Source organism: Bradyrhizobium amphicarpaeae (assembly GCF_002266435.3).
Lineage (GTDB): Bacteria > Pseudomonadota > Alphaproteobacteria > Rhizobiales > Xanthobacteraceae > Bradyrhizobium > Bradyrhizobium amphicarpaeae.
Genome location: NZ_CP029426.2, coordinates 2,186,443 through 2,212,442 on the forward strand (window position 1 = coordinate 2,186,443; position 26,000 = coordinate 2,212,442).

Sequence of the window (26,000 nt, forward strand, 5' to 3'; positions counted from 1 at the left end):
TGGCGCCCGGCATGGGGCCCCGGGCGCCACATCCGGTAACGTGCGCCTGGGCTGGTTGCGCTCGTTACATGTGGTGGTCGTTGGGATCCCTGCGGACGTCGCCGACATAGAGAATGACGGTGTCCTTGCCGAGGTTCTTCCACCAATGCGCGGTGCCGTGGACTTCGGCACGGATGTCGCCGGCCTTGTGCACGATCGGATCGACGCAATTGGAAGCGTATTCGACGATCTCGCCCTGCTGCACGAAGATCAAAGCGGGACGGTCATCGTGGCTGTGCCAGGGCACGATACCGCCGGGCTCGATGGTCAGCTTGCGGAAGCGCAGCTCGCGTCCCTCGATATGGGCGGGCTGCTTGCTGAGGTCGATCGCCCCGAGCGTGACGTCGGTAACGCCGACGGGCTTGTAATCGACCATCTGCTGGGCGTTGGGCTTGATCTTGCCGGCCGGGCATTCGCCGGCAGCGGCCGGCTGCGCTGACAGCGCGAGTGCGCCGGCAAGGGCAAGGCTTGGCCAGATCAGACGCGACGAGGCATGGCTCTTAAAATGGCTCCTGGAATTGCCTTTGGACATGGGGAAGTCTCCTGTGTTGGCCGCAACCCCGCTGGTCGCCGGCGACGACGGGAGGTTCATCGAGATCGCGTCCATCCTGAAATGCCGGCTTGCTCTCGATGCGATAGCGCGGCGCTATGTTGATGCGCGGCGGCTATCGATCCGATTGGGCAACGGCATTTCCGCTTTCGCGGCATTCGGCGTCCGATGGCGAGGCGCCCGATCGACGGGCGTTCACGTCAATCGGAGGAGCCCCCATGCCGAAATTGTCCAAGACCCTGATCGTCACCGCCGCATTTGCGGTCATCGCCACATCCGCCTTCTCGGAGGCCGCCTGGGACTTCAAGGCCGGCATGGCCTATGTCTATGGCGGACCCGGCAAGATGTCGGCGATGGCCATGGCCCCGGCCGAGAAGAATCACGAGGCCATGATGAAGAGCGCCAAGAAGGTGCCCGACAACACCGTCTTCTTCATGGACAACGGATCGCTGTACTACACCTCGGGACGGCTCGATCCGACCGGCAATTTCTACGTGAACTGAACCGGTCCTGGCATCGCGGCCGCCCCCTTGCGGGCGGCCGAACCCAGAAACTAATATTGCCCAGGAAACGCCGGAGCAGAAGATGACAGCTCTCTCGCCTGCCGACGCCGAACAGCTCAGGCTTGCCTTCCAGCGTTGCCGCGACATGGACGGCACGCTGAACGAGCAGCTCCGCGCCTATGCGGATGCCAGCCGTGCCGTTTTTCCGGCCTATGGTGAGGCCGTCGATCGCCTGGTGGCGAGATTGGGCGGGAACGGCGGTGGCGAGTCCGCGCCGCGCCCGGGCGATGCGATGCCGCCGTTCATGCTGCCGGACGAGGCCGGGCGCCTCGTCACGCTGCCGTCGTTGTTGGAGCGCGGTCCGCTCGCCGTGATGTTCTTCCGTGGCCATTGGTGTCCCTATTGCCGGCTCAACGTCCGCGCCGTGGTCCAGGCGCTCGATCGCATCAAGGCCATGGGGGCGCAGGTCGTGGCAGTGATGCCGGAGACGCAGGAATATACCGGTCAACTCAAAGCCGAGTCCGGTGCGCCGTTTCCGATTCTGACCGATCTCGACAACGGCTATGCGCTGTCGCTCAATCTCGCGATCTGGCTCGGCGAAGAGATCCAGAGCCTGCTGTCCTATCAGGACATGGCGAAATTCCACGGCAATGACGGCTGGGTGCTGCCGATCCCGGCCGTATTCGTGGTTGGTCGCGACGGCATCGTGACAGCTCGCTTCGTCGATCCCGATTTCCGCAAGCGCATGGATATCGATGACCTGCTCGCGGCGCTGGAGAGTTCGTGCAGAGAGAACTGAGGTTCGACTTTCTTTCCCTCTCCCCTTGTGGGCGAGGGTGGCTCGCCGCGGAGCGGCGAGACGGGTGAGGGGTTGTCTCCGCGCGTGAGTCTTTTGCATCGAGTACGCGGATAGAACCCCTCATCCGGCGCCATAGCCGAAGCTACGCTTCGGCGTTTCTAAGAACGGCGGCTTGAAGCCGCCTATGCCACCTTCTCCCACAAGGGGAGAAGGGAGAGGCCCCCGCTATCCCGCGATCCCGCGCCAGTCCGCGCCGCGCAGCATGCGCATCACGGCGTTGGCGACCGCCGTGCGTTGGCGGCCGGCCACCCCGTAAAGGCTGACGGTGCGGCGGGCATCGAGGCCGGCGACGGCGGCACGCTTCAACTTGTCCGGCAGGGGCGATGTGTGCGGCATCATGGCGACGCCGATGTCGGCCTCGATCAATTCGATCAGGTCGCGCTCGCTCGAGATCTCGTGGCCATGCTCGATGCCGTGCTCGCGCAGGCTTGATGAGATGCGGCGCGCGTGCTCGCAATAAGTCCGGTTCAGCAATTGCTCCGAGCGCAAATCCTCCAGTTCAATCGGGCTGCGGCCGGCCAGCCGATGTGCCTCGCCAACGACGAGGTCGAAGCTCTCGGTGAACAGCGGCCAGGCGTCGAGCCGGTCCCATGCCTCGTCGATCTCGGCGGCGATGCCGAGCTCGGCTTCGCCCTTCTTGAGGAAATCGCCGACCTCTCGGCTGGTCCCGCGTAGGAAGTGCAATTCGAGCCGATTGAACTGCCGCCTGATCTCGTTGAGATGGGGAATGAGCAATGCCAGATCGATCGAATGCGTCAGCGCGATACGGAGTGCGCCGACCTCACCGCTTTTGAACGAGGAGGCGAGCGAGCGCGCGCCGGCGGCAGCGTCGAAACACTGCTTCAGGAGCGGATGCATGCGCTGGCCGAGCTCGGTCAGTTGCGCCGCCGGCCGCTCGCGGCGAAACAGGTCGCCGCCGAGTTCGGCCTCGAGCTGCTTGATCGCGCGCGTCAGCGACGGCTGTGTGACGTTGCACTCCTCGGCCGCGCGCGTGAAATTGAGCAACTGCGCCACCGCGAGGAAATAGCGGACCTGGTGCATTTCCATGGATCGGCTCCCAGCAAGATAGGGCGATCCTATCGGATCGAGCCGGCCAATGACATCCCACCTGCAATAGCGCGCGCCTATGGATTCGGAAGCCAGCCGGTATTTCCGTTTGGGCCGCCGATCCTCCAGGGTCTGCGAAAGCTGGAAGTCCAGCCATTGCCAACGGAGACCAGGTCATGAACATACCGCTGAAGCCGCAGACATCTCAGCCCGCACGCGCGCTGGCCGGCAAGGTGGCCCTGGTCACGGGCTCGACCAGCGGTATCGGCCTCGGCATTGCGCGCGCGCTGGCGGCGGCCGGCGCCGACATTGTGTTGAACGGCCTTGGCGTTGCCGCCGAAATTGGCCGGACGCGGGAGCAGATCGGCGCCGAGTTCAGCGTCAAGGCGAGCTACTCTCCGGCCGACATGACGAGGCCAAAGTCGATTGCCGAAATGATCGCGGCGACCATCGCCCAGGCCGGCCGGCTCGACATCCTCGTCAACAATGCCGGCATCCAGCATGTCGCGCCGCTCGAGCAGTTTCCGGTCGAGAAATGGGACCAGATCCTCGCCATCAATTTGACCTCGGCCTTCCACACGACGCGGCTGGCGCTGCCGGCGATGCGCCAGAACCGTTTCGGCCGGATCATCAACATCGCCTCCGCGCACGGCCTGGTCGGCTCGCCGTTCAAGGCGGCCTATGTCGCCGCCAAGCACGGCATCGTTGGCCTCACCAAAGTCACGGCGCTGGAGACCGCGGAGGACGGCATCACCTGCAATGCGGTCTGTCCCGGCTACGTCTATACGCCGCTGGTCGAGGCGCAGATCGACGGGCAGGCCAAGGCGCACGGCATTTCGCGCGATCAGGTGATCCGCGACGTGCTGCTCGCGCAGCAGCCGAACAAGCGCTTTGCCACGGTCGAGGAGCTCGGCGCGCTGACGGTGTTCCTGTCGACGGACGCTGCCGCTTCGATCACAGGGGTCGCGCTTCCGGTCGACGGCGGCTGGACCGCACATTGACATGGGGCGACGTAACAAGCCGTCGCGCCCTGCGAAGATTCGATCGGTGCAGCCTCACTGGGAGCAAGACATGAACGGCATGCAGGACAATACGCAGAGCAAGGGTTCGGATCTGCCGGGGCAGGTCGTGCTCGTGCTTCAAGGCGGCGGCGCGCTGGGGTCCTACCAGGCTGGCGTGTATCAGGCGCTGCACGAGGCCGGCATCGAGCCGGACTGGATCATCGGCACCTCGATCGGCGCCATCAATGCGAGCCTGATTGCCGGCAATGAGCCCGGCCGGCGGCTGGCGCATCTGAGGGAGTTCTGGAAACGGATGGAGCAGACCCCAGTCTGGAATCTGCGCACCGCGTTTCCCGGCTTCAACGAGAAGCTGGCCTATTGGTCCACCGTCACCAACGGCATTGCCGGCTTCTTCCGGCCCAACCCTCTCGCGCATGCGGGGGATTCCTATCCGCTCGGTGCGGACCATGCCGGTTTCTATTCGATCGCGCCGCTGGAGAAGACGTTGCTCGAGCTGGTCGATTTCGGCCTGGTCAACCGCTGCTCGCCGCGGTTGACGGTCGGCGCGGCCCATGTTCGCAGCAGCCAGATGCGCTATTTCGACAGCCGCGATGGCGAGCTGACCGTGAAGCACGTGCTGGCCTCAGGCGCGTTACCGCCAGCGTTTCCGGCCGTGCGCATCGACGGCGAGCTCTATTGGGACGGCGGCATCCTGTCCAACACGCCGACCGAAGCCGTGTTCGACGACAATCCGCGCAAGAATTCGCTGATCTTCGCCGTGCATCTGTGGAATCCCGTCGGCGCGGAGCCGACGACGATGGCGGAGGTGCTGAACCGGCACAAGGACGTGCAATACTCGAGCCGCATCGCGAGCCAGATTGCCCGCCAGCAGCAGGCCCATCGCCTGCGCCACGTCATCAACCAGCTCGCCGCGCGCCTTTCCGAGGGCGAGCGCCGCGACCCAGCGGTGCGGGAACTGACCAGCTACGGCTGTCCGACCCGGATGCATGTCGTGCGGCTGCTGGCGCCTCAGCTCGACCGTGAGACCCATACCAAGGACATCGATTTCAGCCCCTCCGGCATCATGCGGCGCTGGGACGCCGGCTACGCGCATACGAGGTCCGTGCTCGAACGAAGACCGTGGGTCGGCGAATTCGATCCACTCGCCGGCGTGGTGCTGCACGAGCACATGGACGTGCTGCCGATTGCGGCGGAATAGGAGCGCGCTGCGCAGCTCAGGATGTTGCAAGCATCCGGAATATTTTCGCGGAGGCAGGCTGGATTGCTGCGTCGCTTCGCTTCTTACAACGGCGGAGCGCGCGGAGTTACCCCGCGCCTTACACCGCCGGCAGCTTCCGGTACAGCGCGCTGTAGGTGCCGGCCGAGATGCACTAGGAGAACGATCGTCCCAAGGCGCTGCGGCGCATGGGTGTCGAGCTGGTCCTGCGCCTATATCATTGCAAGTTGTTCTTTCGCGGTCATCTTCCTGCCTTCCGTTGAAGACGTGGGGACTCGACAGCTAGCGCTTAGATGGTCATCTTCCAAGCATGACGGAGGCGAGTCACACCCACAATGATAGACCCATTGCCGAACCGGCACAGGACAGGTTCGGTATTGATCCATTCGCGCAGGTATTGGCCAAAAGTATCTGCAAGATCAACTCCCCGGAAGGGACAGTGATCGCGCTCAATGGTCCCTGGGGCTCTGGAAAGAGTAGCGCGGTAAATCTCATACTTCATCATCTTAAGGATGCCACCGAAAAAGGCGAGTTGGTGGTTGTCAATTTTGCATGCTGGTGGTTCCGGGGCGAAGAAGCCCTCGCTCTGGCATTCTTTCGTGAGCTCTACGCCGGGATAGGCCCGACCCTTGGAGACAAATTCAAGAAGGCGCTCCCAAAGATCGGCGCGCGCCTTTTGAAGGCCGGGTCGATCGTCAGCGCCGGATCAGACCTTGCCGGAGTTACAGCGGGTGTTGGCAGCCTAGCGTCGAGCGCAATGTCATGGGTCGCCGACTTTATCAAGACGGACGACACGGTCGAGAAGCTACAAGGGGAGCTTACCAGGGCACTTGCTGAGCAAGATAAGCGATTTCTGATCGTGATCGACGATATCGACCGACTCGCACCTGACGAAGCGTTGCTCATTTTTCGTCTCGTCAAGTCAGTTGGGCGGCTCCCAAACGTCGTTTATCTGCTGGTATTTGACCGTGAATTAGCAGAAGCGATCGTATCTGAGCGCTATCCATCCGAAGGGCCGCACTACTTGGAGAAAATCATCCAGGCCGGCTTCGACGTTCCTCGCCCTCGTCAAGTTGACCTTAACAACGAATTGCTGCGACAGATTGGGACAATCTGCGGCTCGCCTCCTGAAGACGCAATGGTGCGTTTTATGAACGTCTTCTATGAGGTGATTGCGCCTGAGATTACCACGCCCCGTGACCTCATTCGAATTACCAACGCTCTTGCCGTTACATGGCCTGCTGTAGGCAGCGAGGTTGATCGCGCTGATTTTGTTGGCATGGAGGTAATTCGTCTGTTTCGGCCGTCGCTGTATCGAAATTTGCGCTCTAACAAGGATCAGCTATGTGGCGCCGGGGATACGTATGACCGCTCTGGTCGCGACCGAGAAGGCGACATGAACGTGCGGTTTCTCGACGCCGTGCCAGAAAAGGACAAAGAGCGACTGAAGCGGTCGTTGATGCGGCTGTTTCCGAGACTTGAATCGGTCTGGAATAACATGAGCTATGGAGGAGACTCTGCTACGAGGTGGAGCCGCGACCGTTTGGTCTGCTCCGAAGATCACTTTGACTCGTATTTCCGATTCTCGATCGGCGATGAGGTTCTGTCGCGGGCGGAGCTAGACCAACTCATTTCTAAGGCCTCAGACGAGACTTTCATGAAGGCGTCAATGCGCGCCGCGCTTGGCGTGATAAGGCGTGATGGCAGCACCAAGGTCAAGTTGATCTTGGATGAATTGAACCTCCATGCCACGAGAGTTGCACAAGCAGATGTCGGCCCGCTGTTGAAGGTTCTCTTTGAGATGGCCGACGAGCTAGACGTTGAATCCGATAAGGAGCGCGGATTTTCGTTCGGCGATAATGAGTTGCGCATTCACTGGCTCCTGCGAAGCCTCACGCGCGGTCGATTCGCCCTTGCGGCACGGTCGAAGTTGTTCGTGGTGGCGTGCAGGACGGCGAACTTGACCTGGTTTATTGATTTCGCCAGGTCTGCATACAACGATTATTACCCGCGAGAGGGCAAGCAGCCGTCGGCGGAAGAGGATTGTCTGACCACAAAGTCAGATGCTGAGACTTTAAATGCTCTCGCGTTGAAACGCATCCACGCCGCAAGCAAGTCCACTGAATTGGCGTCGTCCAAGCGCCTCGCGTATCTCATGTTTCGCTGGCGCGATCTTGCCGCTGATGAGGGGCTACAGGTCAAGAAGTGGGCGAAAAAGCAAATGAAACTCGACGCAATGATTGCAGTGTTTGCTAGCGCTTTTACGTCTTATTCGTGGTCCCAAAGTCTCGGCGATATGGTGGCCAAGAGAAATATCAACGCGAATGTAGACTCGCTGGACAAGGTGCTTGATCGCGAACAGCTACGCAAGCGCGTCGAGGAGGTGGCGGCCAAAGGCGGCACGGACGAAGCCGCAAAAGCAGTGTCCGAATTTCTGATTGCGTGGAAGAAGAAGGATGCAGGTGACGTTGACTGAAGTGGCCACATCGGCTTCCCTAAGTGCGAACGGGAAGGCCGAAGATGCCCGCGTATGGCACCTATCAGATATATGAGTGTACGACCGCGCTTTAACCCCCAGCGGAGTGGTAGCTTCGGTCGGTGCCTCTGTTGCTCTAGGCCGACGCCAGCTTGCGATACAGCGCGCTGTAGCTCCCGGCCGAAATGCTCCACGAGAACGACCGCCCCATGGCGCTGCGGCGCATGGTGTCGAGCTGGTCGTGGGCCATGAAAGCCGAGAAAGCCCGGCGGACGCCGCCAAGGAAGGATTCGCGAGAGGGCCTTGAGAACAGGAAGCCGGTTTCGCCGTCGGTGATGGTTTCGGCAAGGCCGCCGGTCTGGTGGCCGATCGGCAGCGAGCCGAAGCGCTGGGCGTACATCTGGCTCAGCCCGCACGGCTCGAAGCGCGACGGCATCAGGGTGAAGTCGCTGCCGGCGAAGATGCGGCGCGCCTGGGCGTCGTTGAAGCCGATCACCACGCCGATGGCGTCCGGGCGGCGGCGATGCGCATCGATCAAGGCCTGCTCGAGCGCCGGTTCGCCGGAGCCCGTGACCACGATCTGCCCGCCGGCATCGACGATCTCGTCGGCCGCCGACAGCACGAGATCGATGCCCTTCTGGTGCACGAGGCGCGCGACGATGCCGAACATCGGGCCTCGCGACACCGCCAAGCCGAACTGCTTGCGGACGTAATCCGCATTAGCCCTCTTGCCGACCCAGTCGCCGGCGCCGAACTGCTGGGCGAGCTGGGCGCAGGAGCGCGGGTCCCAGCTCTCGTCGATGCCGTTGAGGATACCGGTGAGCTCGGACGCGTCCGAGCGCAGGCGCAGCAGGCCCTCCAGGCCGCAGCCGAACTCGGTCGTGGTGATCTCGCGCGCGTAGGTGCCGCTGACGGTGGTGAGGTGCGAGGCATAGACGAGGCCGGCCTTGAGGAAGGACAGCTGGTCGTAGAACTCGACGCCGTCGATGTGGAAGGAGCTCTCGGGTACGCCGATCCGTCGCAGCGAGTCCCTCGGGAACAGGCCCTGATAGGCGAGGTTATGGATGGTCAGGATCGACGGGACTTTGGCGCCGCGCCAGGCAAGATAGGCCGGCACGAGCGAAGCCTGCCAGTCGTTGGCATGAACCAGGTCCGCTGCCCAATTCTTGTCCAGCTTGCCCATGGCCAGCTCAGCGGCCGCCGAGGCAAAGCGCGCGAAGCGGATGTCGTTGTCGGGCCAGTCGCGCCCGGACTCGTCGCCATAGGGATTGCCGGGCCGGTCGTAGAGTTGCGAGCACAACAGCACATAGACCGGCAGGCCGTCCTTGGTCGCGGCTCGTCCGAGCGAGCAGGCCGGCATCTCCGCGAAGGCCGGGCAGCGGCCGACGATCTGAATATGCGTGAGTTGCTCGATGATGTCGCGATAGCCGGGCAGCATGATCCGGATATCGGCAAAGGGGCGAAGGGCGCGGGGCAGGGCCGCGGAAACAGCGCCGAGTCCGCCGACGCGGACGAAGTCGTCCATCTCAGTGGTAACGAACAAGACCCTCAAGAACAGCTGCCCTCTGTCGATCCCGTTTGCTTCTATGCAAGAACGGGTCCACTTGTCCTGGAATTCCTCAAAGCCCACCCACGCGGTGCGTCGGTTCGGTAAACACTTTCCTACTCGGCCGCCGCCCTCTAGGGTCGCCGCGTCAACGACAGAGAACTTCGAGAGTTCCTAAGAGCCCCAAGGACGTGAGCAGGCATGCAGCTAGCAGATAAGCATGAGGGGACGACGACAAAAGCCTTCGCGGGGCTGCGGGTGCTGGATTTTTCGACCACCATCGCCGGTCCTCACTGCGCCCGGATGCTTGCCGACATGGGCGCCGAGGTCATCAAGATCGAGACCGACGGCGGGGAGACGATGCGGACGCGGCCGCCGCTGCGCAAGGGATGCAGCACCGCGTTCGGGCAGCTCAATGTCGGCAAGAAGAGCGTGGTGCTCGACCTCAAGTCCGAAGACGGCAAGGAAGCGGTGCGCCGGCTGGCCGCAACCGCCGACATCCTGGTGGAAAATTTTCGCCCCGGCGTGATGCATCGGCTGCGGCTCGACTACGACAGCATGCGTCAGGTCAACCCGAGGCTGATCTATTGCTCGATCTCGGGTTACGGCCAGACCGGCCCCTCGGCCGAGCTGCCGGCGTATGCCCCGGTGATCCATGCCGCTTCCGGCTACGACATGGCGCATCTGGCCTACCAGCCCGGCCGTAGCCGACCCGATTATTGCGGCATCTATCACGCCGACGTTGTCACCGGCACCTATGGCTTCGGCGCGATCGCGTCCGCGCTCTATCAGCGCAGCGTGACCGGCCTTGGCCAGCACATCGACGTCTCCATGCTGGAATCGATGCTGTCACTGACACTGACTGAATTGCAGGGGGCGCAATTCGCCGTGAAGCCGCCGCCGCGCCCGATGTTCGGGCCGACCGAGACGGCAAGCGGCTACGTCATGATCACGGTCGCCAGCGAGAAGACGTTCCAGGCCCTGATGCAGGTGATCGGCCGCCCCGAATGGATCTCCGATCCGCGCTTTGCCGCCTATGCCGCGCGCCGCGACAATTGGGCGGAGGTCATGGACGGCGTCGAAACCTGGTCGCGGCAGCTCACGACCGATGCCTGCCTTGTCGCGCTAGGCGCGGCCGGCGTGCCAGCCTCGGCCTATCGCACGGTTTCGGAGGCGCTGGCCGATCCGCAACTCGCGCACCGGCAGGCGCTCTCCTCCGTGCAGGACGAGGGCGGCTCCTTCCAGGTGCTCAACCTGCCGTTCCGGATGTCGGGTGCCGATATCACGCCGGCCAAGACGATGGCCGTGCTCGGCGAACATACCGACGCGCTGCGCGACGAGATCGGCCTCGCCGAGGGTGCGTCAATTCCGACAGGCAAAACTGTCGGGACAGGCTGAGTACCATTGCGCCGCACCTGGGGCGTGTGATCTGTCGCGCGTTCCTCTTGCCGTGGCGCGCTTTTGTCGCCAATCTCGCTCCCAGTCATTCAGCGATCCGAAACATCGGACGAGGGATCCCGGGAGGAACCATGACGACGTTGGCTGCTAAGGCGCGCAAACACGCGCCGATTTTCCTTGTTGCGGCATTTGCCCTGCTTCCGCTGGCCGGGACCGCACAGGCGCAGAAGTCTGGCGGCAGCATCACCGTCGGTCAGGAGCTGGACATTCCGGGCTTCGATCCGCTCAAGGTCGGCGTCTACGACACATCGACCTTCACCGCGGCCGCCGCCATCTTCGACACGTTGACCACGCTCGATGACAAAGGCGAAGCCGCGCCCAAGCTGGCGGTGTCCTGGTCTCACTCCGACGATTACATGACCTGGACCTTCAAGCTGCGCGAGGGCGTGAAATTCCATGACGGCACGCCGTTCAATGCGCAGGCCTTCAAGGAGAATTTCGACCGGCAGAAGGACCCGGCCAACAAGTGTCGTTGCGCCTTCTACATCACCAACGTCAAGGAAGTGCTCGCGCCGGACGACACCACGATCGTCTACAAGCTCACCGATCCCTCGGTGAACCTGCCCGCGGTGATCACCATCCAGAGCCAGAACAACGCGATACACTCGCCCACAGCCTGGAAAACCAAGGGCGACGACTACAATCGCAACCCCGTCGGCACCGGGCCCTACATTCTGAAATCCTGGACCGCCGGCGACCGCATGGTGCTGGAGAAGAATCCCAATTACTGGGACAAGGGCCGGCCCTATCTCGACCGCATCATCCTGAAGCCGTTGCCCGACGCCCAGTCGCGCTTCGCCTCGCTGCAATCGGGCGAGGCCGACATCATCTGGGATGACGAGGCCGACGCCGACAACATCCTGAAGGCGCAGAAGGACCCCAAGCTCACCGTTCACACCTACAAGGGTTCGGGCGCGGCGGTGTACGCCTTCAACACCAAGGTCGCGCCGTTCGACGACGTCCGCGTACGACAGGCGCTGGTGATGGCGATCGATCGTCCGAAAATGTCACAGGCGATCAGCAACGGCCTGAGCCGGCCCGCCAGCAATCCCTATGGCGACGGCTCCTGGGTCAAATGCAAGGACGACGGCGCGCTGCCGTTCGACGTCGAGAAGGCCAAGGCGCTGATCAAGGACTACGGTAAGCCGGTCGAGTTCAAGATGCTGGTGACCGCGACGCCGCGCGGCCGCGTGGTCGGCCAGGTGCTCCAGCAATTCTGGAAGCGTGTCGGCGCCAACATGGAGATCGAGCAGGTCGACCAGGCCACCATTCCGTCGCGCGCCTTCACCCGCCAGTTCCAGATGACGCCGTGGCGCATCGTCGATCTCGCCGATCCCGATCCGCAGATGTACGCGAATTTCCGCAGCGGCAGCCCGCTGGCGCTCGCCGGCCTTTCGAATCCCGAGCTCGACAAGCTGCTGGACCACGCGCGCGTCACGCCCGATCTCGGCCAGCGCACCGAGGATTACTGCGCCATAAGCCGCCTGATCAACAAGGAAGCCATCTGGTTCTGGACCTTTCAGAACACCTATTACGCGCTGTCGAGCGCCAGGCTGAAGGGCTTTCCGAAGATCTACAACGGCGTGATCGACGTCTCGAGGACCTGGCTGGAATGACGCCGCGATGCTGAACTTCGTCGTTCGGCGGCTGCTTGCCATACTCCCGGTTCTGCTCGCCGTTTCGCTGCTGACATTCCTGATCGCCTCGCTGCTGCCGGGCGATCTCGCCCTCGTCATCCTCGGCGATCAGGCGACGCCGGAGAATGTCGCGGCACTGCGCCGCGACATGGGGCTCGACCAGCCGCTGTGGTGGCGCTATCTGAGCTGGCTCGGCCACGTCCTGCAAGGCGATCTCGGTCGCTCCTTCCGCACCGGGCAGACGGTGTTGCAGGCGGTGGCAGAGCGCATACCAGTCTCGCTGCAGCTGATGCTGATGGCCGAATTTATCGGCCTCCTGATCGGCGTTCCCGTCGCGATCGCCTGCGCTGCGCGCGCCGGCGGTGCGTTCGACCGGTTCATGACCGGCAGTGCGTTCGCGATGCTGTCGATGCCGTCCTTCCTGGTGGCGATCCTCTTGATCTACCTGTTTGCGGTCGAGCTGCACTGGCTGCCGGCGACCGGCTATGTGCCGTTCACCGAGGAGCCGCTCAACAATCTGCGCTTCTTCGTGCTGCCGGCGCTGACGCTCGCGCTGGCAGAATGGCCAGGCATCATGCGGGTGCTGCGCTCCGACATGATCGCGACCTTGCAGGAGGATTATATTGCGCTCGCGAAGGCAAAAGGTCTCAAGCCGGCGCGCATCCTGTTCGTGCATGCGCTCAAGCCCTCGTCGCTGACGCTGGTGACGGTCACAGGCATCAATATCGGCCGTCTGCTCGGCGGCACGCTGATCGTGGAATCGATCTTCGCGCTGCCCGGCATCGGTCGGCTCCTGGTCGGGGCGATCTACACCCGCGACCTCGTCATCCTCCAGGGCGTTGTGCTGCTGGTTGCCTGCGGCTTCGTCATCGTGAACTTCATCGTCGACATGCTCTACGCCGTGCTCGACCCCAGGATCCGCCATGGCCACGCTTGAGCTCTCGATGCAGGACGAGGCCGCGCCTGTGCCTGCCGGTCGCAAGCGCAGGCTCGGCCTGCTGTTCTGGCTCGCCAGCGTCTGGGTCGCGATCATCCTCGTGCTCGCGATGCTCGCGCCGGTGCTGCCGCTGCAGAACCCTGTCGACATGGACATGCTGGAGCGCCGTGCGGCGTTCTCCACCGAGCATTGGCTCGGCACCGACGGGCTCGGCCGCGACGAACTCGCCCGGCTGATCTTTGGCGCGCGGGTGTCGCTGACCGTCGGGCTGATCGCGCCGATGATCGGCCTGACGCTCGGCGGCGCGCTCGGCCTTCTCGCCGGCTATTTCCGCGGCCGGTTCGAGACATTGGTGGTCGGCAGCATGGATGTGCTGCTTGCCTTTCCGCCGCTGATCTTCGCGCTCGCCGTGACCGCTTATCTCGGCCAGTCCGTCCCCAATCTCACCTTGATCCTCGGCGTGCTCGGCATTCCCGCCTTCATGCGGGTGGCGCGCGCGGCGACGCTGACGCTGGCGCGACGCGAATTCGTGATCGCGGCCGAGGCGTTAGGCGCCAGCCATGCGCGCATCCTGTTGCGCGAGCTGTTGCCGAACGTGATCCTGCCGCTGCTGGCCTTCTTCCTGCTCGGCGTTGCCGTCACCATCGTGGTCGAGGGCGCGCTGTCCTTCCTCGGTCTCGGCGTGCCGCCGCCGATGGCGAGCTGGGGCAGCATGATCGGGGAGGGGCGCGAGAGCCTCGACGTCGCGCCGCGGTTGGCCTTCCTTCCCGCTGCGGCGTTGTTCCTGACCGTGCTGGCCTTCAATCTGGTCGGCGATACCTTGCGAGCGCTGACCGACCCGCGTCAGGGTGCGCTGTGAGCAACCCGCTGCTGACCGTCGAGGACGTCGCGGTCGATCTGCCGACGCCGCGCGGCAATTTGCGTGCCGTCGACCATGTCGATCTGTCGCTCGATGCGGGGCGCACGCTCGGCATCGTCGGCGAATCCGGCTGCGGCAAGACCATGCTGTCGCGCGCGGTGCTTCAGCTCTTGCCGAAGAAAGCAAAGCTCACCGGACGCGTGATGTTCGAGGGACAGGACCTGGTGCGGCTTCCCCCGGAAAGCCTGCGTCGCTTGCGGGGGCGCGAACTTGCAGTCGTATTCCAGGACCCCATGACCTCGCTCAACCCCGTGCTGACCATCGGCACGCAACTGATGGAAACGATCCAGGAGCATCTCGAGCTCGATGCCCCCACAGCACGGAAGCGCAGCATCGAGCTGCTCGCCGCCGTCGGCATCCCCGCACCTGAGCAACGGCTCGCGCAATATCCGCATCAATGTTCCGGCGGCATGCGCCAGCGCATCGCAATCGCGATCGCGCTGTCCTGCGAACCGAAGCTCTTGATCGCGGACGAGCCGACCACCGCGCTCGACGTCACCATCCAGGCCCAGATCCTCGATCTGCTCGCGCGCGAGCAGCGTCGTCGCCACATGGCCATGATCATCATCACCCACGATCTCGGCGTCGTCGCCGGCCGCGCCGACGAGGTCGCGGTGATGTATGCGGGCAGGGTGGTGGAGCGCGCGCCGACGCGGGCGTTGTTCAAGCGGATGCACATGCCGTACACGGAGGCGCTGCTGGCGGCGATCCCGAAGCTGGAGACTGCGCCGCACACGCCGCTGCCCGCGATCTCCGGCCGTCCGCCCGATCCGACACGGCCGCTGAAGGGCTGCTCCTTCGCGCCGCGTTGTCGCTACGCCGACAGCCGCTGTCATGAGGCCAAGCCCGGCCTGACGAGCGCCGAGATGCCCGGTCATCTCTATGCCTGCTTCCACCCGATCCAGATGGCGGAAGGAATCGGCGCATGATGCAGCTTGCCGTGCGTGCCGAGCCGCTCCTGAGCGTCGATAATCTCGTCGTCGAATATGGTCTCGGCAACAAGACGGTGCACGCGGTTTCCGGTGTCAGCCTTGCGGTCGCGCGCGGCGAGACGCTGGGCCTCGTCGGCGAATCCGGCTGCGGCAAGTCGACGCTGGGGCGCGCGGTGCTGCAACTGCGCCGCGCCAAATCCGGCCGCGTGCTGTTCGACGGCGAGGATCTCACCGCGATGGAGGGCGAGGCGCTGCGCAAGATGCGCCGCCGCGTGCAGCTCATTTTCCAGGATCCGATTGCCTCGCTCAATCCGCGACGTCGCATCGGCGACATCGTGGCCGAGCCGTTGATTATCGCCGGCGTCAAGGATGCCGCCGAGCGCCAGCGCAGGGTTCACGAGGTTCTCTCTGCGGTCGGGCTCGATCCTGATCTCGTGGCGGGCCGCCTGCCGCACGAATTCTCCGGCGGGCAGTGCCAGCGCATCTGCATCGCGCGGTCGCTGGTGCTCAACCCCGAGTTCATCGTCTGCGACGAACCGGTCTCGGCGCTGGACGTCTCCATCCGCGCGCAGATCCTCAATTTGCTAGAGGAGATGAAAGCGCGCTTCGGCCTGACGCTGCTGTTCATCGCGCATGATCTCGCGGTGGTCAAAGCGGTCAGCGACCGCGTCGCGGTGATGTATCTCGGCCGGCTCTGCGAGGTCGGTCCTTCGGAGCAATTGTTCGCAAATCCCGCACATCCATATACCGGGCTCTTGTTGCAGGCGATCCCGGTGCCCGATCCGGATGTGCGTCCCGCCGAGAGTGTGGCGGCCGGTGAGCCGCCATCCCCGATTGCGCCGCCGTCCGGCTGCCGCTTCCGTACCCGCTGCCCGCGCGCCGACCAGCGATGCAGCGCCGAGATACCGGAGTTGCGCGAAGTCGCACCCGGCCAGTTCGCGGCTTGCCATCATCCGCTGGCCTGAACTAAGACCGGTTTGTCTCGCCTTGCCCGCCATGGCATGGTGGCGCGGCGACAAGAAGCATGCCGGGAGGACGCCGATGAAGAGTTTCAAGGTTGCCGATTTCAAGGCGCCGTTGCAGGAGTTCGACGAGGCGACGCCGCAGCCGTCGGGCACGCAGGTGCTGATCAAGGTCAAGGCCGCCGGCGTCTGCCACAGCGATCTCCACATCTGGGAAGGCGGCTATGATCTCGGCCACGGCCGCAAGCCGTTGTCGCTGAAGGACCGTGGCATCAATCTGCCGCTGACCATGGGGCACGAGACGGTCGGAGAAGTCCTGGCCTTTGGCCCCGACGTGAAATCGACGGACCAGGGTGATCTCAAGCTCGGCGATGTCGGCCTCGTCTATCCCTGGATCGGCTGCGGCAAATGTGCGACGTGCCTGGCCGGCGACGAGAACATGTGCCTGACACCGCGCTCGCTTGGCGTCTATTGCGACGGCGGCTATTCCGACCACATGCTGGTGCCGCATCCCCGCTATCTGCTCAACCTGAAGGGACTCGATCCCGCGACGACCGCACCTTACGCCTGCTCCGGCGTCACCACCTACAGCGCGCTGAAGAAGGTCGAGCAGCATTTCGACACGCCGATCGTGATGTTCGGCGCCGGCGGCCTTGGCCTGATGGCGCTGTCGCTTCTCAAGGCGATGGGCGGCAAAGGCGCGATCATGCTCGACATCGACGCCAGGAAGCGTGAAGCGGCGGAGAAGGCCGGCGCGCTCGCCACCGTCGATCCCAAGGCGCCGGATGCGCTGGAGCAATTGGCCAGGAAAGCGGGCGGCCCGATCCGCGCCGTGATCGACCTCGTCGGCAATGCCGCCACGACCCAGCTTGGATTCGACTGCCTGACCAAAGGCGGCAAGCTCGTCATCGTCGGCCTGTTCGGCGGCGGCGCGACCTGGGCGCTGCCGCTGATTCCGATCAAGGCGGTGACGATCCAGGGCAGCTATGTCGGCAACCTGCGCGAGACGCAGGAGCTGCTCGATCTCGTCCGCACCAAGAAGGTGCCGCCGATCCCGGTAACGACGGCTCCGCTCGCCAAGGCCAACGAGGCGCTGGTGCAATTGCAGCAGGGCGCGGTGGTCGGGCGTACGGTGCTGACGCCGTAGAATAGTTCTCTCCTCCGTCATTGCGAGGAGCTCTTGCGACGAAGCAATCCAAGATGTCTTTGCAGATGCAGTTCTGGATTGCTTCGCTTCGCTCGCAATGACGACTTGGTCAATTCGTTTCCGAGGCCCCTCCCATGTCCGCAAACAACGCCTTCCACATTGCCGTGCTCGCCGGTGACGGCATCGGTCCCGAAGTTATGGCGCCGGCCGTCGAGGTGCTGCGCAAGATCGAGCAGAAATCGGATCTGCGCTTCCGCTTCACCGAGGCGCCGGCCGGTGCCAACAATTATCTTGCCACCGGCAAATCGATGCCTGACTCGACCATCAAGCTGTGCGAGGAGGCCGACGCCATCCTGCTCGGGGCCTGCGGCCTGCCGTCGGTGCGCTACCCCGACAACACCGAGATCGCGCCGCAGATCGAGCTGCGCTTCATCTTCGATCTCTATGCCGGCGTGCGACCCGCGCGGCTGATCCCCGGCGTGCCGAGCCCGATCGTCGGCGCCGACCAGCGCGGCATCGATCTCGTCGTGATCCGGGAATCGACCGAAGGCCTGTTCGCCTCGATGGGCAAGGGCATCGTCACCCACGAGGATGCGCGCGAGACCATGGTGATCACGCGGAAAACCTCCGAGCGTCTGTTCGAGTTCTCGTTTCGCCTCGCCGAACGGCGCAAGGCCCGCGGCAAGCCGGGGATGCTGACCTGCGTCGACAAGGCCAACGTGTTCAAGGCTTTTGCGTTCTTCCGCGGCATCTTCGACGAGATCGAAAAGAAGCATCCTGAGGTGAAGACTGACCGGCTCTATGTCGATGCCTGCTCGGCGATGCTGGTGAAGCGTCCCTGGGATTTCGACGTGATGGTGATGGAGAACATGTTCGGCGACATCGTCTCCGACATCACCGCGAGCCTGATCGGCGGCCTCGGCATGGCGCCGTCGGCCGACATCGGCGACAAATACGCCGTGTTCCAGCCCTGCCACGGCACCGCCCCTGACATCATGGGGCAGGGCAAGGCCAATCCCACCGGCATGGTTCTGTCTGCCGCGATGATGCTGGACTGGCTCGCCGACAAGCACGGCGTCGAGAGCGCGGCGGAAGCCGGCGAGGCGATCGAACGCGCGGTGGATCAGGTCTATGCCGGCGGCATCAAGCCGATGGAGTTCGGCGGCAGCAATGGGACTGCCGACATCACGAAGGCAGTGCTGGCGGGTCTCTGAGAAGCAGTCGATCGGCGGCGCCAGTTCATCTCAAAAGAAAAAGGGGCCTCGCGGCCCCTTTGTCGTTCACCAGCGGCGCCAATGGTGATGGCGGTGACCCCAGCCCCACGGACGCGGACCGTAGAAACGTCGCGGGCCGCCATAATAGCCGTAGGCGCCGTAATAGTTCGGCCGCCAGAAGCAGCGGCCCCAGGGGTTGCACACCCAGCGCACCTGATCGACGTTTGCGGCCGGACCGCTTGCGATCTTGTCCGCCTGCGGGATGCCGTTGGGCATTGCAGCGACCGCCTCGCCGGACGCTATCGCCATGCCGCCGATGGTCGCCAGAGCAAGAACGGAAAATTTCAGTGTCATCGTGATCTCCCTCGTTGTGGCGGGAGAACTTTCGCCGGATCAACTGGTTGCTGCTGTGCTGAGCTGCCCGAGGAATTTAATCTTCCTGAACGTCGGTTCAGCTTCAACGTCCCTGGAACTGCGGCTTGCGCTTTTCCATGAAGGCCTGCCGGCCCTCGCGGAAATCCCGGGAATCCATGCAGGCAGTGCCGATCGCCTTGATCGCGTCCATGTCGCGCTGGCTCTCATCCTTCAGCACCTGCGCGATGGTGATCTTGGCGGCCTTGATTGCGAGCGGGGCGTTCTGCGAGATCGTCTCGGCAATCGTCATGGTCTCGCCCCAGAGCTCGTCGACCGGGAACACGCGCTCGACAAGGCCAATGCGCAGCGCTTCGGCGGAATCGATGCGCATGCCCGTGTACATCAGAAGCCGCGCCCAGGACGGGCCGACCAGCGACACCAGATGCCGCAGGCCGTCAAAGCCATAGGCGATGCCCAGCTTGGCCGCGGGAATGCCGAACTGGCTGCCGTGCGCGGCCATGCGCATGTCGGCGAGCATCGCGACCTGCATGCCGCCGCCGAGGCAAAAGCCCTCGATGCAGGCGATCGTCGGCTTGGGATAGTCGGCGAGCAGTGCGCGCTGGGCGGCGCTGCGCCTGGCATATTCCTCGGAGGCCGCCGCGTTATGCCTGACCTTCTCGAACTGGCTGATGTCGGCGCCGGAGACGAAGGCCTTGCCGCCGGCCCCGCGCAGGATCACGACGCGCACCGTCTGGTCGTCGCGCAGGCTCGTCAGGGCCTCGCCGAATCCCTGCCACATCTCCAGCGACATGGCGTTGCGCTTGTCGGGATTATTGAAGGTGATCACGCCGACGCCACCGGCCGTATGCTGGAGGATCTTGCCGTTGGCGTAGGGGATTTCGGTCGTGCTGAAAATGTCGGGCATCGCGCGCTCGCTGGTCATGTGCGAGGGGCAATGTGCTGCGGCAGCGCTTGCGGGGTCAACCGGGGCAGGGTGGGCGGGTCTGCATCCGCCTGTACCGGGATTGCATGGCGCGCCGTCCATGTCGTGCGCGCGCAGAAAAGGGCCGGTCCAGCCGCCCGGAAAGGCCGCGCGCAAGCGCGCGAGCCGGAATATGCTCGTTCAATCCGGCCGCGCCTCCGTGACGCGGCGGATTGAAGATCGGCCGTAAAGACCGGCCGTCGATCGACCTCAGGCTTCGTTCGCCGCGATCGATTCCATCAGCGAGACGAGCTGACGCTGCACAGTCTGGTCCTTGATCTTGCTGTAGGCGCGCAGCAGGCGGAGGCTGAACGCGCTATCAAGGAACAGCAGGCTCTCGACTTCGCGGGCCTTGTTGTCGCCGTCGTAGAAGAAGGTCACGGGCACGTCGAGGGCGGTGGCGATCTGCTGAAGCCGAGCCGCGCCGACGCGATTGACGCCCTTCTCGTATTTCTGGACCTGCTGGAAGCTGACGCCGAGCTTCTCGCCGAGTTCGGCCTGCGAGATCTTCATCTCGACGCGCCGCAGACGGATCCGTTTGCCCAGCTCGATGTCCGGCTTGCCGGCACTGCGCTGCTTCATTCTTTTCGCCGCTGCTTTCATCTTCGTTTTCACCTTTGTTCTTCGGTTGAAAATCCCCCGAAGAGCTGGGTCAGGGGTTCGCCCATATACGAGTCCTTGAATTCATGCGGGTGCACGAACTCTTCCTTAAACCACGGGAAGCGAGCCGGACTGAAAGCTTCGATCAGCCAATCAATCATGTGCCGCACACGCGGAATACGGCCGCTACCGGGATGGTAGGACAACCAGATATCCAGCGGTCGGTTCAACTCGACCTCCAGTGGAATCAACTTCCCGCCAAGCGCAATGGCGTAGCTTGGGAAGACGCCGATGCCGGCGCCATTCGCGACCGCCCAGTAGTTGGCGCTCGAGACGTTGGTCTTCATGACCAGAAGGTCACGTTCCGGTACGCCGGGAAAGAAGCTCTCGAAGGTTTCCTTGGCGGCGAGCTGGTCGGCGAATTGCAGCACCAGGCGATGCTTGATCAATTCCGCCGCCGTGCGCGGCGCGCCATGCTTCTCGATGTATTTCTCCGAGGCCCAGAACATCAGATGCATGCGGCCGAGCCGCACCAGCTTGATGTCGAGCGCCGAGGGACGCAACAGATGGATGGCGACGTCGGCCTCGTGGCGCGAGACGTCGGCCGAGCGCATCGCGCAATGCAGGTCGACCAGGATCTTCGGATAGGCCTGCTGGAATTCAACCAGGCGCGGGGCGAGCCAGAACGTGCCGAGCCCTTCGGTGACGGCGACCCGCACCTCGCCCGACAGGGCGTTGGCCATCGAATCGCTGGCGCGCAGCACGTCGAAGGTAGCGGCCTCCATGCGCTCGACGGCGGAGACCACCAGCGCGCCTTCATCGGTCAAATGGGTGCCGTGGACGTCGCGGGTGAACAGTGTGGTGCCGGTCTGGCGCTCGAAATCGTCGATTCGCCGGCGCACGGCGTTGATCGACAGCGACAAGCGCTCGGCCGCCGACCGGAAACTTCCGCACCGGACGACTTCGAGGAATATACGGGCCGCATCCCAATCCGAGAGGCCGCTGAGATTTGTCTTTGGGCGTTCCGCCAGAGGAACGCCCCTTTCCGCCAAGGAGTGCATACAAGTCCCTTCGGGTCGCTAAACTGGCAGAATCTGGCGCAAACCACAACCACTGCGGGTTGGGGGATGATGAGTTTTGAACCATCATCCTTACTACCCGGTGGGTGGTATTTAGATGCTGCCACGGGCTGGGAATCGGGTGGATTATTCGCCCGCAAGAGGGGTTGTGGCGTGAGTTCCGTTGCGAGCCGTGAAATGGCTGCGGGATTGCAGGCACTGTCCGCAATGAATGTCGTTGCGCGCAAGCCGGCATCGGGTCTCGCGATGGATCCATCACAATGCGCCGCGCGTTCGCTTGATTACGGCTTTGAAAACAGTCGACGGCGTGGCGCGGCCATGTGGGCCGAAACCGCGGTTCCACAGCAGAAACACGCTGTAATCAGGTTCGGAGGCGCAGTGGCCTCATGGTATCCTCTGGGCTCCATGGGGGCCGAAGAGATCGTCCCAATCACGTCTCGCAGGCCGAATTAACGGAAAGAACGCCGGTGTCGCATTCAGACGAACAGTTGCAGTCGGTGCTGGAGACGCTTGAGGGGTGCCGCAGGGTTCTCAACGCGTGCAACAGCCGTGAGTCGGCCGAGCTGCTGTCCATTGTCATCCTCGACGTCAGGATGAAGCTCAAAGGAATTGACAGCGCCGATCTCAAGGCACTGTGCGACGAAATGCTGCGGAGCGCCGCGAGCGAGCCGCCGTCCCCTTCCAAGCAGACGCAGGACCAGCCCCGGCGTCCGCTGCTCCGCGTGGTGAAGTAGCCGCGCCGCCGAATCTCGCTTTTTGGCGAGGTTTGTGCGCGTCCCGATGCCGCACCTGTGATCGCAGGCGGCATCGGGAGGAGCCCTGGTTTCGTGCGCCTCTGTTGCGCATTCTTCGGCATCGGTTACACCAGAGCCGGTTCGGCTCCGGGCCGCGCGCATTCCCGGTGCGCCGCTCCGGCGCCTGAGATGGCTCAGACGGCATCATGCAAAATGTTTCGATCCCGGCGGCGCTGATTGCCGGCCTCGTCAGCTTCCTCTCTCCCTGCGTCCTGCCCCTGGTCCCGCCCTATCTGATCTATCTGACGGGCGCCACGATCGAGCACGTCGAAAGCGACGAGCCGGCCTCGGCCTCCAAGCGCGCGATCATGATGTCGGCGCTGCTGTTCGTGCTCGGCTTCTCCACGGTGTTCGTCGCGCTCGGCGCCAGCGCCTCGCTGGTCGGCGGGCTGATTCGTGCATGGTCGGCGGAGCTGTCGATCCTCGCCGGCATCGTCATCATCATCATGGGCCTGCACTTCCTGGGCCTGACGCGCATCGGCCTGTTGATGCGCGAGGGACGGCTGCCGATCCCGAAGCCGGTCGGTCTCTGGGGCGCGTATATCATGGGGCTCGCCTTCGCGTTCGGCTGGACGCCCTGCATCGGCCCGATCCTCGCCGCGATCCTGTCGATCGCCGCCGCCGAGACCACGGTGACGAAAGGCGCAGGTCTGCTCGCGGTCTATTCCGCCGGTCTCGGCATTCCCTTCCTGATCGCCGCTTTGATGATCGAGCAGTTCTCCGCGCTGTTCGCGCGCATGAAGGGCCATCTCGTCAATGTCGAGCGCGCCATGGGCGTCCTGATGGTGATCACCGGCATCGGCTTTCTCACCGGCGCGGTCTCGAATGTGAGCATCTGGTTGCTGGAGACGTTCCCGGCGCTGCAGACCATCGGGTAGGGCATCTTCCGTTCAACGCGCCTCGTCCAGCGCGCAGACCACGGTGCAGACCACGCCGCGCGGCAAAAAGTCGACGGTGGCCTCGCCACCGAGCTGGTCGCGCGCGCTGCGCTCGATCAGGCGTGAGCCGAAGCCCCGCTGCACCGGTGCCGTGACCGGCGGTCCGCCGGTCTCGGTCCAGATCAGGCGCAGCCGCGGTTTCGGCGCATCGGCGATGATCTCCCAGTCCAGCGTCACCCGCCCGGTCTCGTTGGACAGCGCGCCATATTTCGCTGCGTTGGTGGCGATCTCGTGCACGATCATCGACAGCACCACGGCGAGCCGCGGCGACAGCGGCACGGCGGGACCGGCCATGCGGATGCGGTCGGGACCGTTCATCAGGAACGGCCGCAGCGCGCGGGCGATCACCTCCCGCAGCTCGGAGCCCGCCCATTTCTCCTGGCTCAGCAGATTATGCGCTTCGGCCAGTGCGCCGAGACGCCCCTCGAACTTCATCCGTTCGTCCCGGCTGGCGCTGCGGAAGGTCTGCACAGCGATCGCCTGCATCAAGGCCAGCGTATTCTTGACCCGGTGGTTGAGCTCGTCGATCAAGAGATTGTGCAGCATCTCGCCGCGCGCGATCGTGGTTGCCATCCTGACCGCGAAGGTGAGGCCGGTCAGCAGCAGGATGCCGCCGATCAGGCTCGTGACCGCGATGTTGCGCCAGAGCGGCGCGATCAGCGAGTTTTCGGCGACGCCGGCCACGACCCTCCATCCGGTCAGGCGCGAGGTAGTAAAGGCGGAGGACAGCGGCACCCCGTCGAGCGAGACGCTCGACAGGGTCGCCTCCGACGTGCGCGACATCGCTTCGGCGAGTGCACCGGACGCCTGCCTCCCGATCGTCGCACCTGGGTTCGGTACGCGCGCAAAGACGATGCCCTTGGTGTCGAGCAGGGATACGGTCCAGAGCTGGTCCGGCCTTTGCTTCTCGACAAGCTCCTGAAAGATTCTGATCGGCGGGCTGAAACAGAGGTCGTAGACCACCTCGTTGTCGCGAAACACGGGAACTTCGACGGTGAGCACCTGCTTCCCGTTGATCGCACCGGTGAACAGGTCGGAATATTGCGGCGACCTGGTTGCGAATACCCTTTCGACCGTCTCGAGTTGGCCGCGCGCCGGCAGGCTTGCGGTGTCCTCCGTGGCGGAGGAAAACAGCAGCCGGCCCTTGCGGTCGGAGATCAGCACCAGGCCGTCCTTGCCGTATTGCTCGAGAAAACCAAGCGCGATGCGGCGGAAGTTCTGGAAGTCGCCGTTGCGCAGCGAATTGGTCAAGGCGAGCACCTGCAGGCCGCCGGTCATGCGCTGAACCTCGGAGTCCATGACGAGGCGCATGCTGCGCACGTTCTCCAGTACGCGACGCGTCGCATCGCTGCGGTCCTGCCTGTAATTGTAGACGGCAATGCCGACCGCGAAGACGATCAGCGGCAACATCGTTCCCGCGACCAGAAGAGCGAGGCGGACCGGCAGGGTGAGCTTTGACAAACGCGAACTTCCAGATCCCGGCGCCACGGCGCCAGACTATGATTTTGGCAAGACCATAAGGGCGCGACTCGCCCGGCGCCACGATTTTCGCATGCGCCGCGGGCCGCGGGTTGCAGCGCAACAGGTCGCGCAGGGGAGGGCCCTGCGACGAAGGAGTGTCTCCGGCGCCGTCGAAATGACTTCCGTCCCGCCGAGGATTTTCATACGCTTGCCTCTCGCAAGCCGCACACCGGCTGCGCTCACGGCCCGGCGACAGGGCCGGAGCATCAAAGGGAGGGGAGACGATGAAGCGAAGGTCATTTCTCGCTGGTTTCGGCGCGACCACCGCGGCGGCCGTGATCGGCATGCCGTCGATCCTCAGGGCACAGGCGCCGATCACGCTCAACGGTGCCGTGCAGTTCAACGACGACCACGCCTTCAATCGGGCCCTGCTCCGGTTCGAGGAACTGGTGAAGAAGTATTACGGCAAGCCCGTCAACTTCACCCTGCACAGGAATTCGTCGCTCGGCCTCGAGAAGCAGTATTTCGAATACATGTCGCAGGGCAAGGCGGTCGATTACGGCATCGTCTCGCCGGCCCATATGTCGACCTTCGCAAAGGCGGCCCCATTCATCGATGCACCCTTCGTGTTCAAGGGCATCGAGCACATGAACAAGGTCGTCGAAGCCAATATCCTGGCGCCGATCGCCGATGAAGTTGCGGCGAAGGCCGAGGTCGTCCTGATCGGCTATTCCGGCGGCGGCATCCGCAACATCTTCGCCAACAAGCCGCTCAAGAATCTTGCCGATCTCAAGGGTCTCAAGGTTCGCGTCCAAGGCGCGCCGATCTGGTCGAAGACATTTGCCGCGGTCGGCATGAGCCCGACGGTGATCGCCTATAACGAAATCTACAACGCGATCCAGAACGGCGTGATATCGGCCGGCGAGAACGAGGCGGCCGGCGTCGAGGCGATGAAGTTCTACGAAGTCGCTCCGCATCTCAACCTGACCCAGCACGCCGTGTCGATCCGGCCGATCTGCTTCTCGGTGAAGACGCTGAAGACCCTGCCGAAGGAGCTGCAGGACGCGATCATGAAGGCCGGCAAGGAGGCCGGCGACTACGGCCGTCAGCTCGAATCCAGCGAAGAGGTCGTCAAGCTCGACACGCTCGAAAAGGCCGGCAAGCTCAAGCGCGTCCCCTTCGAGGAGCGCGACGCCATGAAGAAGCTCGCCGACCCCGTGATGGCCACCTATGCCAAGGAAATCGGCGCGGAGGGCATTTTCGAGAAGATCAACGTCGTCTGAGGCCTTTGCGTCCGCCGATGGCAACTCCGGGCAAGCCCCGCTTCT

The 26,000-nt window shown here is 63.9% G+C and carries 24 protein-coding genes; 16 read left to right on the top strand and 8 right to left on the bottom strand.

The window, feature by feature from the left end; translation table 11 throughout:
* Nucleotides 1-64: 64 nt before the first annotated feature.
* On the bottom strand, nucleotides 65-571 hold the full coding sequence (locus CIT40_RS10155; protein WP_094892406.1) for a cupin domain-containing protein: 507 nt from the start codon (nucleotides 569-571) through the stop codon (nucleotides 65-67).
* Nucleotides 572-807: 236 nt separating this feature from the next.
* Between CIT40_RS10155 and CIT40_RS10160 the strand changes: the two genes are divergently transcribed.
* Together CIT40_RS10160 and CIT40_RS10165 are read left to right on the top strand one after the other, a co-directional pair.
* The gene (locus tag CIT40_RS10160; RefSeq protein WP_094892407.1) at nucleotides 808-1,092 is read left to right on the top strand and encodes a hypothetical protein; all 285 of its coding nucleotides are present in this window, start codon (nucleotides 808-810) and stop codon (nucleotides 1,090-1,092) included.
* An 82-nt stretch (nucleotides 1,093-1,174) separates the two neighbouring features.
* A complete protein-coding gene (locus CIT40_RS10165; RefSeq protein ID WP_094892305.1) occupies nucleotides 1,175-1,891 on the top strand; it encodes a peroxiredoxin-like family protein in 717 nt (238 codons plus the stop codon).
* Between the two features lie 225 nt (nucleotides 1,892-2,116).
* On the opposite strand, the gene CIT40_RS10170 is transcribed toward CIT40_RS10165, so the two are convergent.
* Nucleotides 2,117-2,998 (bottom strand): LysR family transcriptional regulator, encoded by an 882-nt coding sequence (locus tag CIT40_RS10170; RefSeq protein WP_094892306.1) that lies wholly within the window; start codon nucleotides 2,996-2,998, stop codon nucleotides 2,117-2,119.
* Nucleotides 2,999-3,174: 176 nt separating this feature from the next.
* Here CIT40_RS10170 and CIT40_RS10175 point away from each other — a divergent pair, with 176 nt between their 5' ends.
* From CIT40_RS10175 to CIT40_RS10185, 3 genes are all read left to right on the top strand, one after another.
* Entirely contained in the window at nucleotides 3,175-3,999 is an 825-nt protein-coding gene (locus CIT40_RS10175) for a 3-hydroxybutyrate dehydrogenase (RefSeq protein ID WP_094892307.1), read from the top strand.
* Between the two features lie 70 nt (nucleotides 4,000-4,069).
* Nucleotides 4,070-5,218: a patatin-like phospholipase family protein gene (locus CIT40_RS10180; RefSeq protein WP_094892308.1), complete on the top strand. Its 1,149-nt coding sequence runs from the start codon at nucleotides 4,070-4,072 to the stop codon at nucleotides 5,216-5,218.
* Nucleotides 5,219-5,546: 328 nt separating this feature from the next.
* Nucleotides 5,547-7,712: a KAP family P-loop NTPase fold protein gene (locus tag CIT40_RS10185; RefSeq protein ID WP_094892309.1), complete on the top strand. Its 2,166-nt coding sequence runs from the start codon at nucleotides 5,547-5,549 to the stop codon at nucleotides 7,710-7,712.
* Between the two features lie 136 nt (nucleotides 7,713-7,848).
* Here the strand turns inward: CIT40_RS10185 and glgA are convergent, their stop codons facing one another.
* The gene (gene glgA, locus CIT40_RS10190) at nucleotides 7,849-9,264 is read right to left on the bottom strand and encodes a glycogen synthase GlgA (protein WP_094892310.1); all 1,416 of its coding nucleotides are present in this window, start codon (nucleotides 9,262-9,264) and stop codon (nucleotides 7,849-7,851) included.
* Nucleotides 9,265-9,459: 195 nt separating this feature from the next.
* Between glgA and CIT40_RS10195 the strand changes: the two genes are divergently transcribed.
* The 8 genes from CIT40_RS10195 (at nucleotide 9,460) to CIT40_RS10230 (ending at nucleotide 18,464) form a co-directional block, all read left to right on the top strand.
* Nucleotides 9,460-10,656, top strand: a complete 1,197-nt coding sequence (locus tag CIT40_RS10195; protein ID WP_094892311.1) for a CaiB/BaiF CoA transferase family protein — start codon at nucleotides 9,460-9,462, stop codon at nucleotides 10,654-10,656.
* 131 nt (nucleotides 10,657-10,787) lie between these two features.
* The gene (locus tag CIT40_RS10200; protein ID WP_094892312.1) at nucleotides 10,788-12,332 is read left to right on the top strand and encodes an ABC transporter substrate-binding protein; all 1,545 of its coding nucleotides are present in this window, start codon (nucleotides 10,788-10,790) and stop codon (nucleotides 12,330-12,332) included.
* A 7-nt stretch (nucleotides 12,333-12,339) separates the two neighbouring features.
* Complete coding sequence (locus tag CIT40_RS10205) at nucleotides 12,340-13,290, top strand: ABC transporter permease (protein WP_094892313.1); 951 nt, start codon at nucleotides 12,340-12,342, stop codon at nucleotides 13,288-13,290.
* On the top strand, nucleotides 13,277-14,149 hold the full coding sequence (locus CIT40_RS10210; RefSeq protein ID WP_094892314.1) for an ABC transporter permease: 873 nt from the start codon (nucleotides 13,277-13,279) through the stop codon (nucleotides 14,147-14,149). The genes CIT40_RS10205 and CIT40_RS10210 overlap by 14 nt, the downstream gene beginning before the upstream one ends.
* Nucleotides 14,146-15,138 (top strand): ABC transporter ATP-binding protein, encoded by a 993-nt coding sequence (locus CIT40_RS10215; RefSeq protein ID WP_094892315.1) that lies wholly within the window; start codon nucleotides 14,146-14,148, stop codon nucleotides 15,136-15,138. The genes CIT40_RS10210 and CIT40_RS10215 overlap by 4 nt, the downstream gene beginning before the upstream one ends.
* Nucleotides 15,135-16,106, top strand: coding sequence for an ABC transporter ATP-binding protein (locus CIT40_RS10220; RefSeq protein ID WP_094892316.1), 972 nt, complete (start codon nucleotides 15,135-15,137; stop codon nucleotides 16,104-16,106). Before CIT40_RS10215 ends, CIT40_RS10220 begins: the two co-directional genes overlap by 4 nt.
* Nucleotides 16,107-16,182: 76 nt before the next feature.
* Entirely contained in the window at nucleotides 16,183-17,250 is a 1,068-nt protein-coding gene (locus CIT40_RS10225) for an alcohol dehydrogenase (RefSeq protein WP_094892408.1), read from the top strand.
* A gap of 134 nt (nucleotides 17,251-17,384) precedes the next feature.
* Nucleotides 17,385-18,464 (top strand): isocitrate/isopropylmalate dehydrogenase family protein, encoded by a 1,080-nt coding sequence (locus CIT40_RS10230; protein WP_094892317.1) that lies wholly within the window; start codon nucleotides 17,385-17,387, stop codon nucleotides 18,462-18,464.
* A 66-nt stretch (nucleotides 18,465-18,530) separates the two neighbouring features.
* Here the strand turns inward: CIT40_RS10230 and CIT40_RS10235 are convergent, their stop codons facing one another.
* The 4 genes from CIT40_RS10235 to CIT40_RS10250 all read right to left on the bottom strand — a co-directional run bounded on the left by CIT40_RS10235 (nucleotide 18,531) and on the right by CIT40_RS10250 (nucleotide 21,461).
* Nucleotides 18,531-18,818: a hypothetical protein gene (locus tag CIT40_RS10235; RefSeq protein WP_094892318.1), complete on the bottom strand. Its 288-nt coding sequence runs from the start codon at nucleotides 18,816-18,818 to the stop codon at nucleotides 18,531-18,533.
* Nucleotides 18,819-18,921: 103 nt separating this feature from the next.
* Entirely contained in the window at nucleotides 18,922-19,743 is an 822-nt protein-coding gene (locus CIT40_RS10240; RefSeq protein WP_094892409.1) for an enoyl-CoA hydratase, read from the bottom strand.
* A gap of 267 nt (nucleotides 19,744-20,010) precedes the next feature.
* Nucleotides 20,011-20,382, bottom strand: a complete 372-nt coding sequence (locus CIT40_RS10245) for a helix-turn-helix domain-containing protein (RefSeq protein WP_014497036.1) — start codon at nucleotides 20,380-20,382, stop codon at nucleotides 20,011-20,013.
* Between the two features lie 29 nt (nucleotides 20,383-20,411).
* The gene (locus CIT40_RS10250; RefSeq protein ID WP_094892320.1) at nucleotides 20,412-21,461 is read right to left on the bottom strand and encodes a LysR family transcriptional regulator; all 1,050 of its coding nucleotides are present in this window, start codon (nucleotides 21,459-21,461) and stop codon (nucleotides 20,412-20,414) included.
* 485 nt (nucleotides 21,462-21,946) lie between these two features.
* Here CIT40_RS10250 and CIT40_RS10255 point away from each other — a divergent pair, with 485 nt between their 5' ends.
* Both CIT40_RS10255 and CIT40_RS10260 read left to right on the top strand, forming a co-directional pair.
* Complete coding sequence (locus CIT40_RS10255) at nucleotides 21,947-22,213, top strand: hypothetical protein (protein ID WP_094892321.1); 267 nt, start codon at nucleotides 21,947-21,949, stop codon at nucleotides 22,211-22,213.
* 206 nt (nucleotides 22,214-22,419) lie between these two features.
* A complete protein-coding gene (locus CIT40_RS10260) occupies nucleotides 22,420-23,151 on the top strand; it encodes a cytochrome c biogenesis CcdA family protein (protein ID WP_094892322.1) in 732 nt (243 codons plus the stop codon).
* A 12-nt stretch (nucleotides 23,152-23,163) separates the two neighbouring features.
* Here the strand turns inward: CIT40_RS10260 and CIT40_RS10265 are convergent, their stop codons facing one another.
* Nucleotides 23,164-24,621, bottom strand: a complete 1,458-nt coding sequence (locus CIT40_RS10265; RefSeq protein WP_094892410.1) for a sensor histidine kinase — start codon at nucleotides 24,619-24,621, stop codon at nucleotides 23,164-23,166.
* Nucleotides 24,622-24,956: 335 nt separating this feature from the next.
* Here CIT40_RS10265 and CIT40_RS10270 point away from each other — a divergent pair, with 335 nt between their 5' ends.
* Nucleotides 24,957-25,955: a TRAP transporter substrate-binding protein gene (locus CIT40_RS10270; protein WP_094892323.1), complete on the top strand. Its 999-nt coding sequence runs from the start codon at nucleotides 24,957-24,959 to the stop codon at nucleotides 25,953-25,955.
* Nucleotides 25,956-26,000 lie beyond the last annotated feature (45 nt).

Coding starts and splice junctions, on each gene's coding strand:
- CIT40_RS10155 (WP_094892406.1), bottom strand. CDS start 571: ATGTCCAAAGGCAATTCCAGGAGCCATTTTAAGAGCCATGCCTCGTCG.
- CIT40_RS10160 (WP_094892407.1), top strand. CDS start 808: ATGCCGAAATTGTCCAAGACCCTGATCGTCACCGCCGCATTTGCGGTC.
- CIT40_RS10165 (WP_094892305.1), top strand. CDS start 1,175: ATGACAGCTCTCTCGCCTGCCGACGCCGAACAGCTCAGGCTTGCCTTC.
- CIT40_RS10170 (WP_094892306.1), bottom strand. CDS start 2,998: ATGGAAATGCACCAGGTCCGCTATTTCCTCGCGGTGGCGCAGTTGCTC.
- CIT40_RS10175 (WP_094892307.1), top strand. CDS start 3,175: ATGAACATACCGCTGAAGCCGCAGACATCTCAGCCCGCACGCGCGCTG.
- CIT40_RS10180 (WP_094892308.1), top strand. CDS start 4,070: ATGAACGGCATGCAGGACAATACGCAGAGCAAGGGTTCGGATCTGCCG.
- CIT40_RS10185 (WP_094892309.1), top strand. CDS start 5,547: ATGACGGAGGCGAGTCACACCCACAATGATAGACCCATTGCCGAACCG.
- CIT40_RS10195 (WP_094892311.1), top strand. CDS start 9,460: ATGCAGCTAGCAGATAAGCATGAGGGGACGACGACAAAAGCCTTCGCG.
- CIT40_RS10200 (WP_094892312.1), top strand. CDS start 10,788: ATGACGACGTTGGCTGCTAAGGCGCGCAAACACGCGCCGATTTTCCTT.
- CIT40_RS10205 (WP_094892313.1), top strand. CDS start 12,340: ATGCTGAACTTCGTCGTTCGGCGGCTGCTTGCCATACTCCCGGTTCTG.
- CIT40_RS10210 (WP_094892314.1), top strand. CDS start 13,277: ATGGCCACGCTTGAGCTCTCGATGCAGGACGAGGCCGCGCCTGTGCCT.
- CIT40_RS10220 (WP_094892316.1), top strand. CDS start 15,135: ATGATGCAGCTTGCCGTGCGTGCCGAGCCGCTCCTGAGCGTCGATAAT.
- CIT40_RS10225 (WP_094892408.1), top strand. CDS start 16,183: ATGAAGAGTTTCAAGGTTGCCGATTTCAAGGCGCCGTTGCAGGAGTTC.
- CIT40_RS10230 (WP_094892317.1), top strand. CDS start 17,385: ATGTCCGCAAACAACGCCTTCCACATTGCCGTGCTCGCCGGTGACGGC.
- CIT40_RS10235 (WP_094892318.1), bottom strand. CDS start 18,818: ATGACACTGAAATTTTCCGTTCTTGCTCTGGCGACCATCGGCGGCATG.
- CIT40_RS10240 (WP_094892409.1), bottom strand. CDS start 19,743: ATGCCCGACATTTTCAGCACGACCGAAATCCCCTACGCCAACGGCAAG.
- CIT40_RS10245 (WP_014497036.1), bottom strand. CDS start 20,382: ATGAAGCAGCGCAGTGCCGGCAAGCCGGACATCGAGCTGGGCAAACGG.
- CIT40_RS10250 (WP_094892320.1), bottom strand. CDS start 21,461: ATGCACTCCTTGGCGGAAAGGGGCGTTCCTCTGGCGGAACGCCCAAAG.
- CIT40_RS10260 (WP_094892322.1), top strand. CDS start 22,420: ATGCAAAATGTTTCGATCCCGGCGGCGCTGATTGCCGGCCTCGTCAGC.
- CIT40_RS10265 (WP_094892410.1), bottom strand. CDS start 24,621: ATGTTGCCGCTGATCGTCTTCGCGGTCGGCATTGCCGTCTACAATTAC.
- CIT40_RS10270 (WP_094892323.1), top strand. CDS start 24,957: ATGAAGCGAAGGTCATTTCTCGCTGGTTTCGGCGCGACCACCGCGGCG.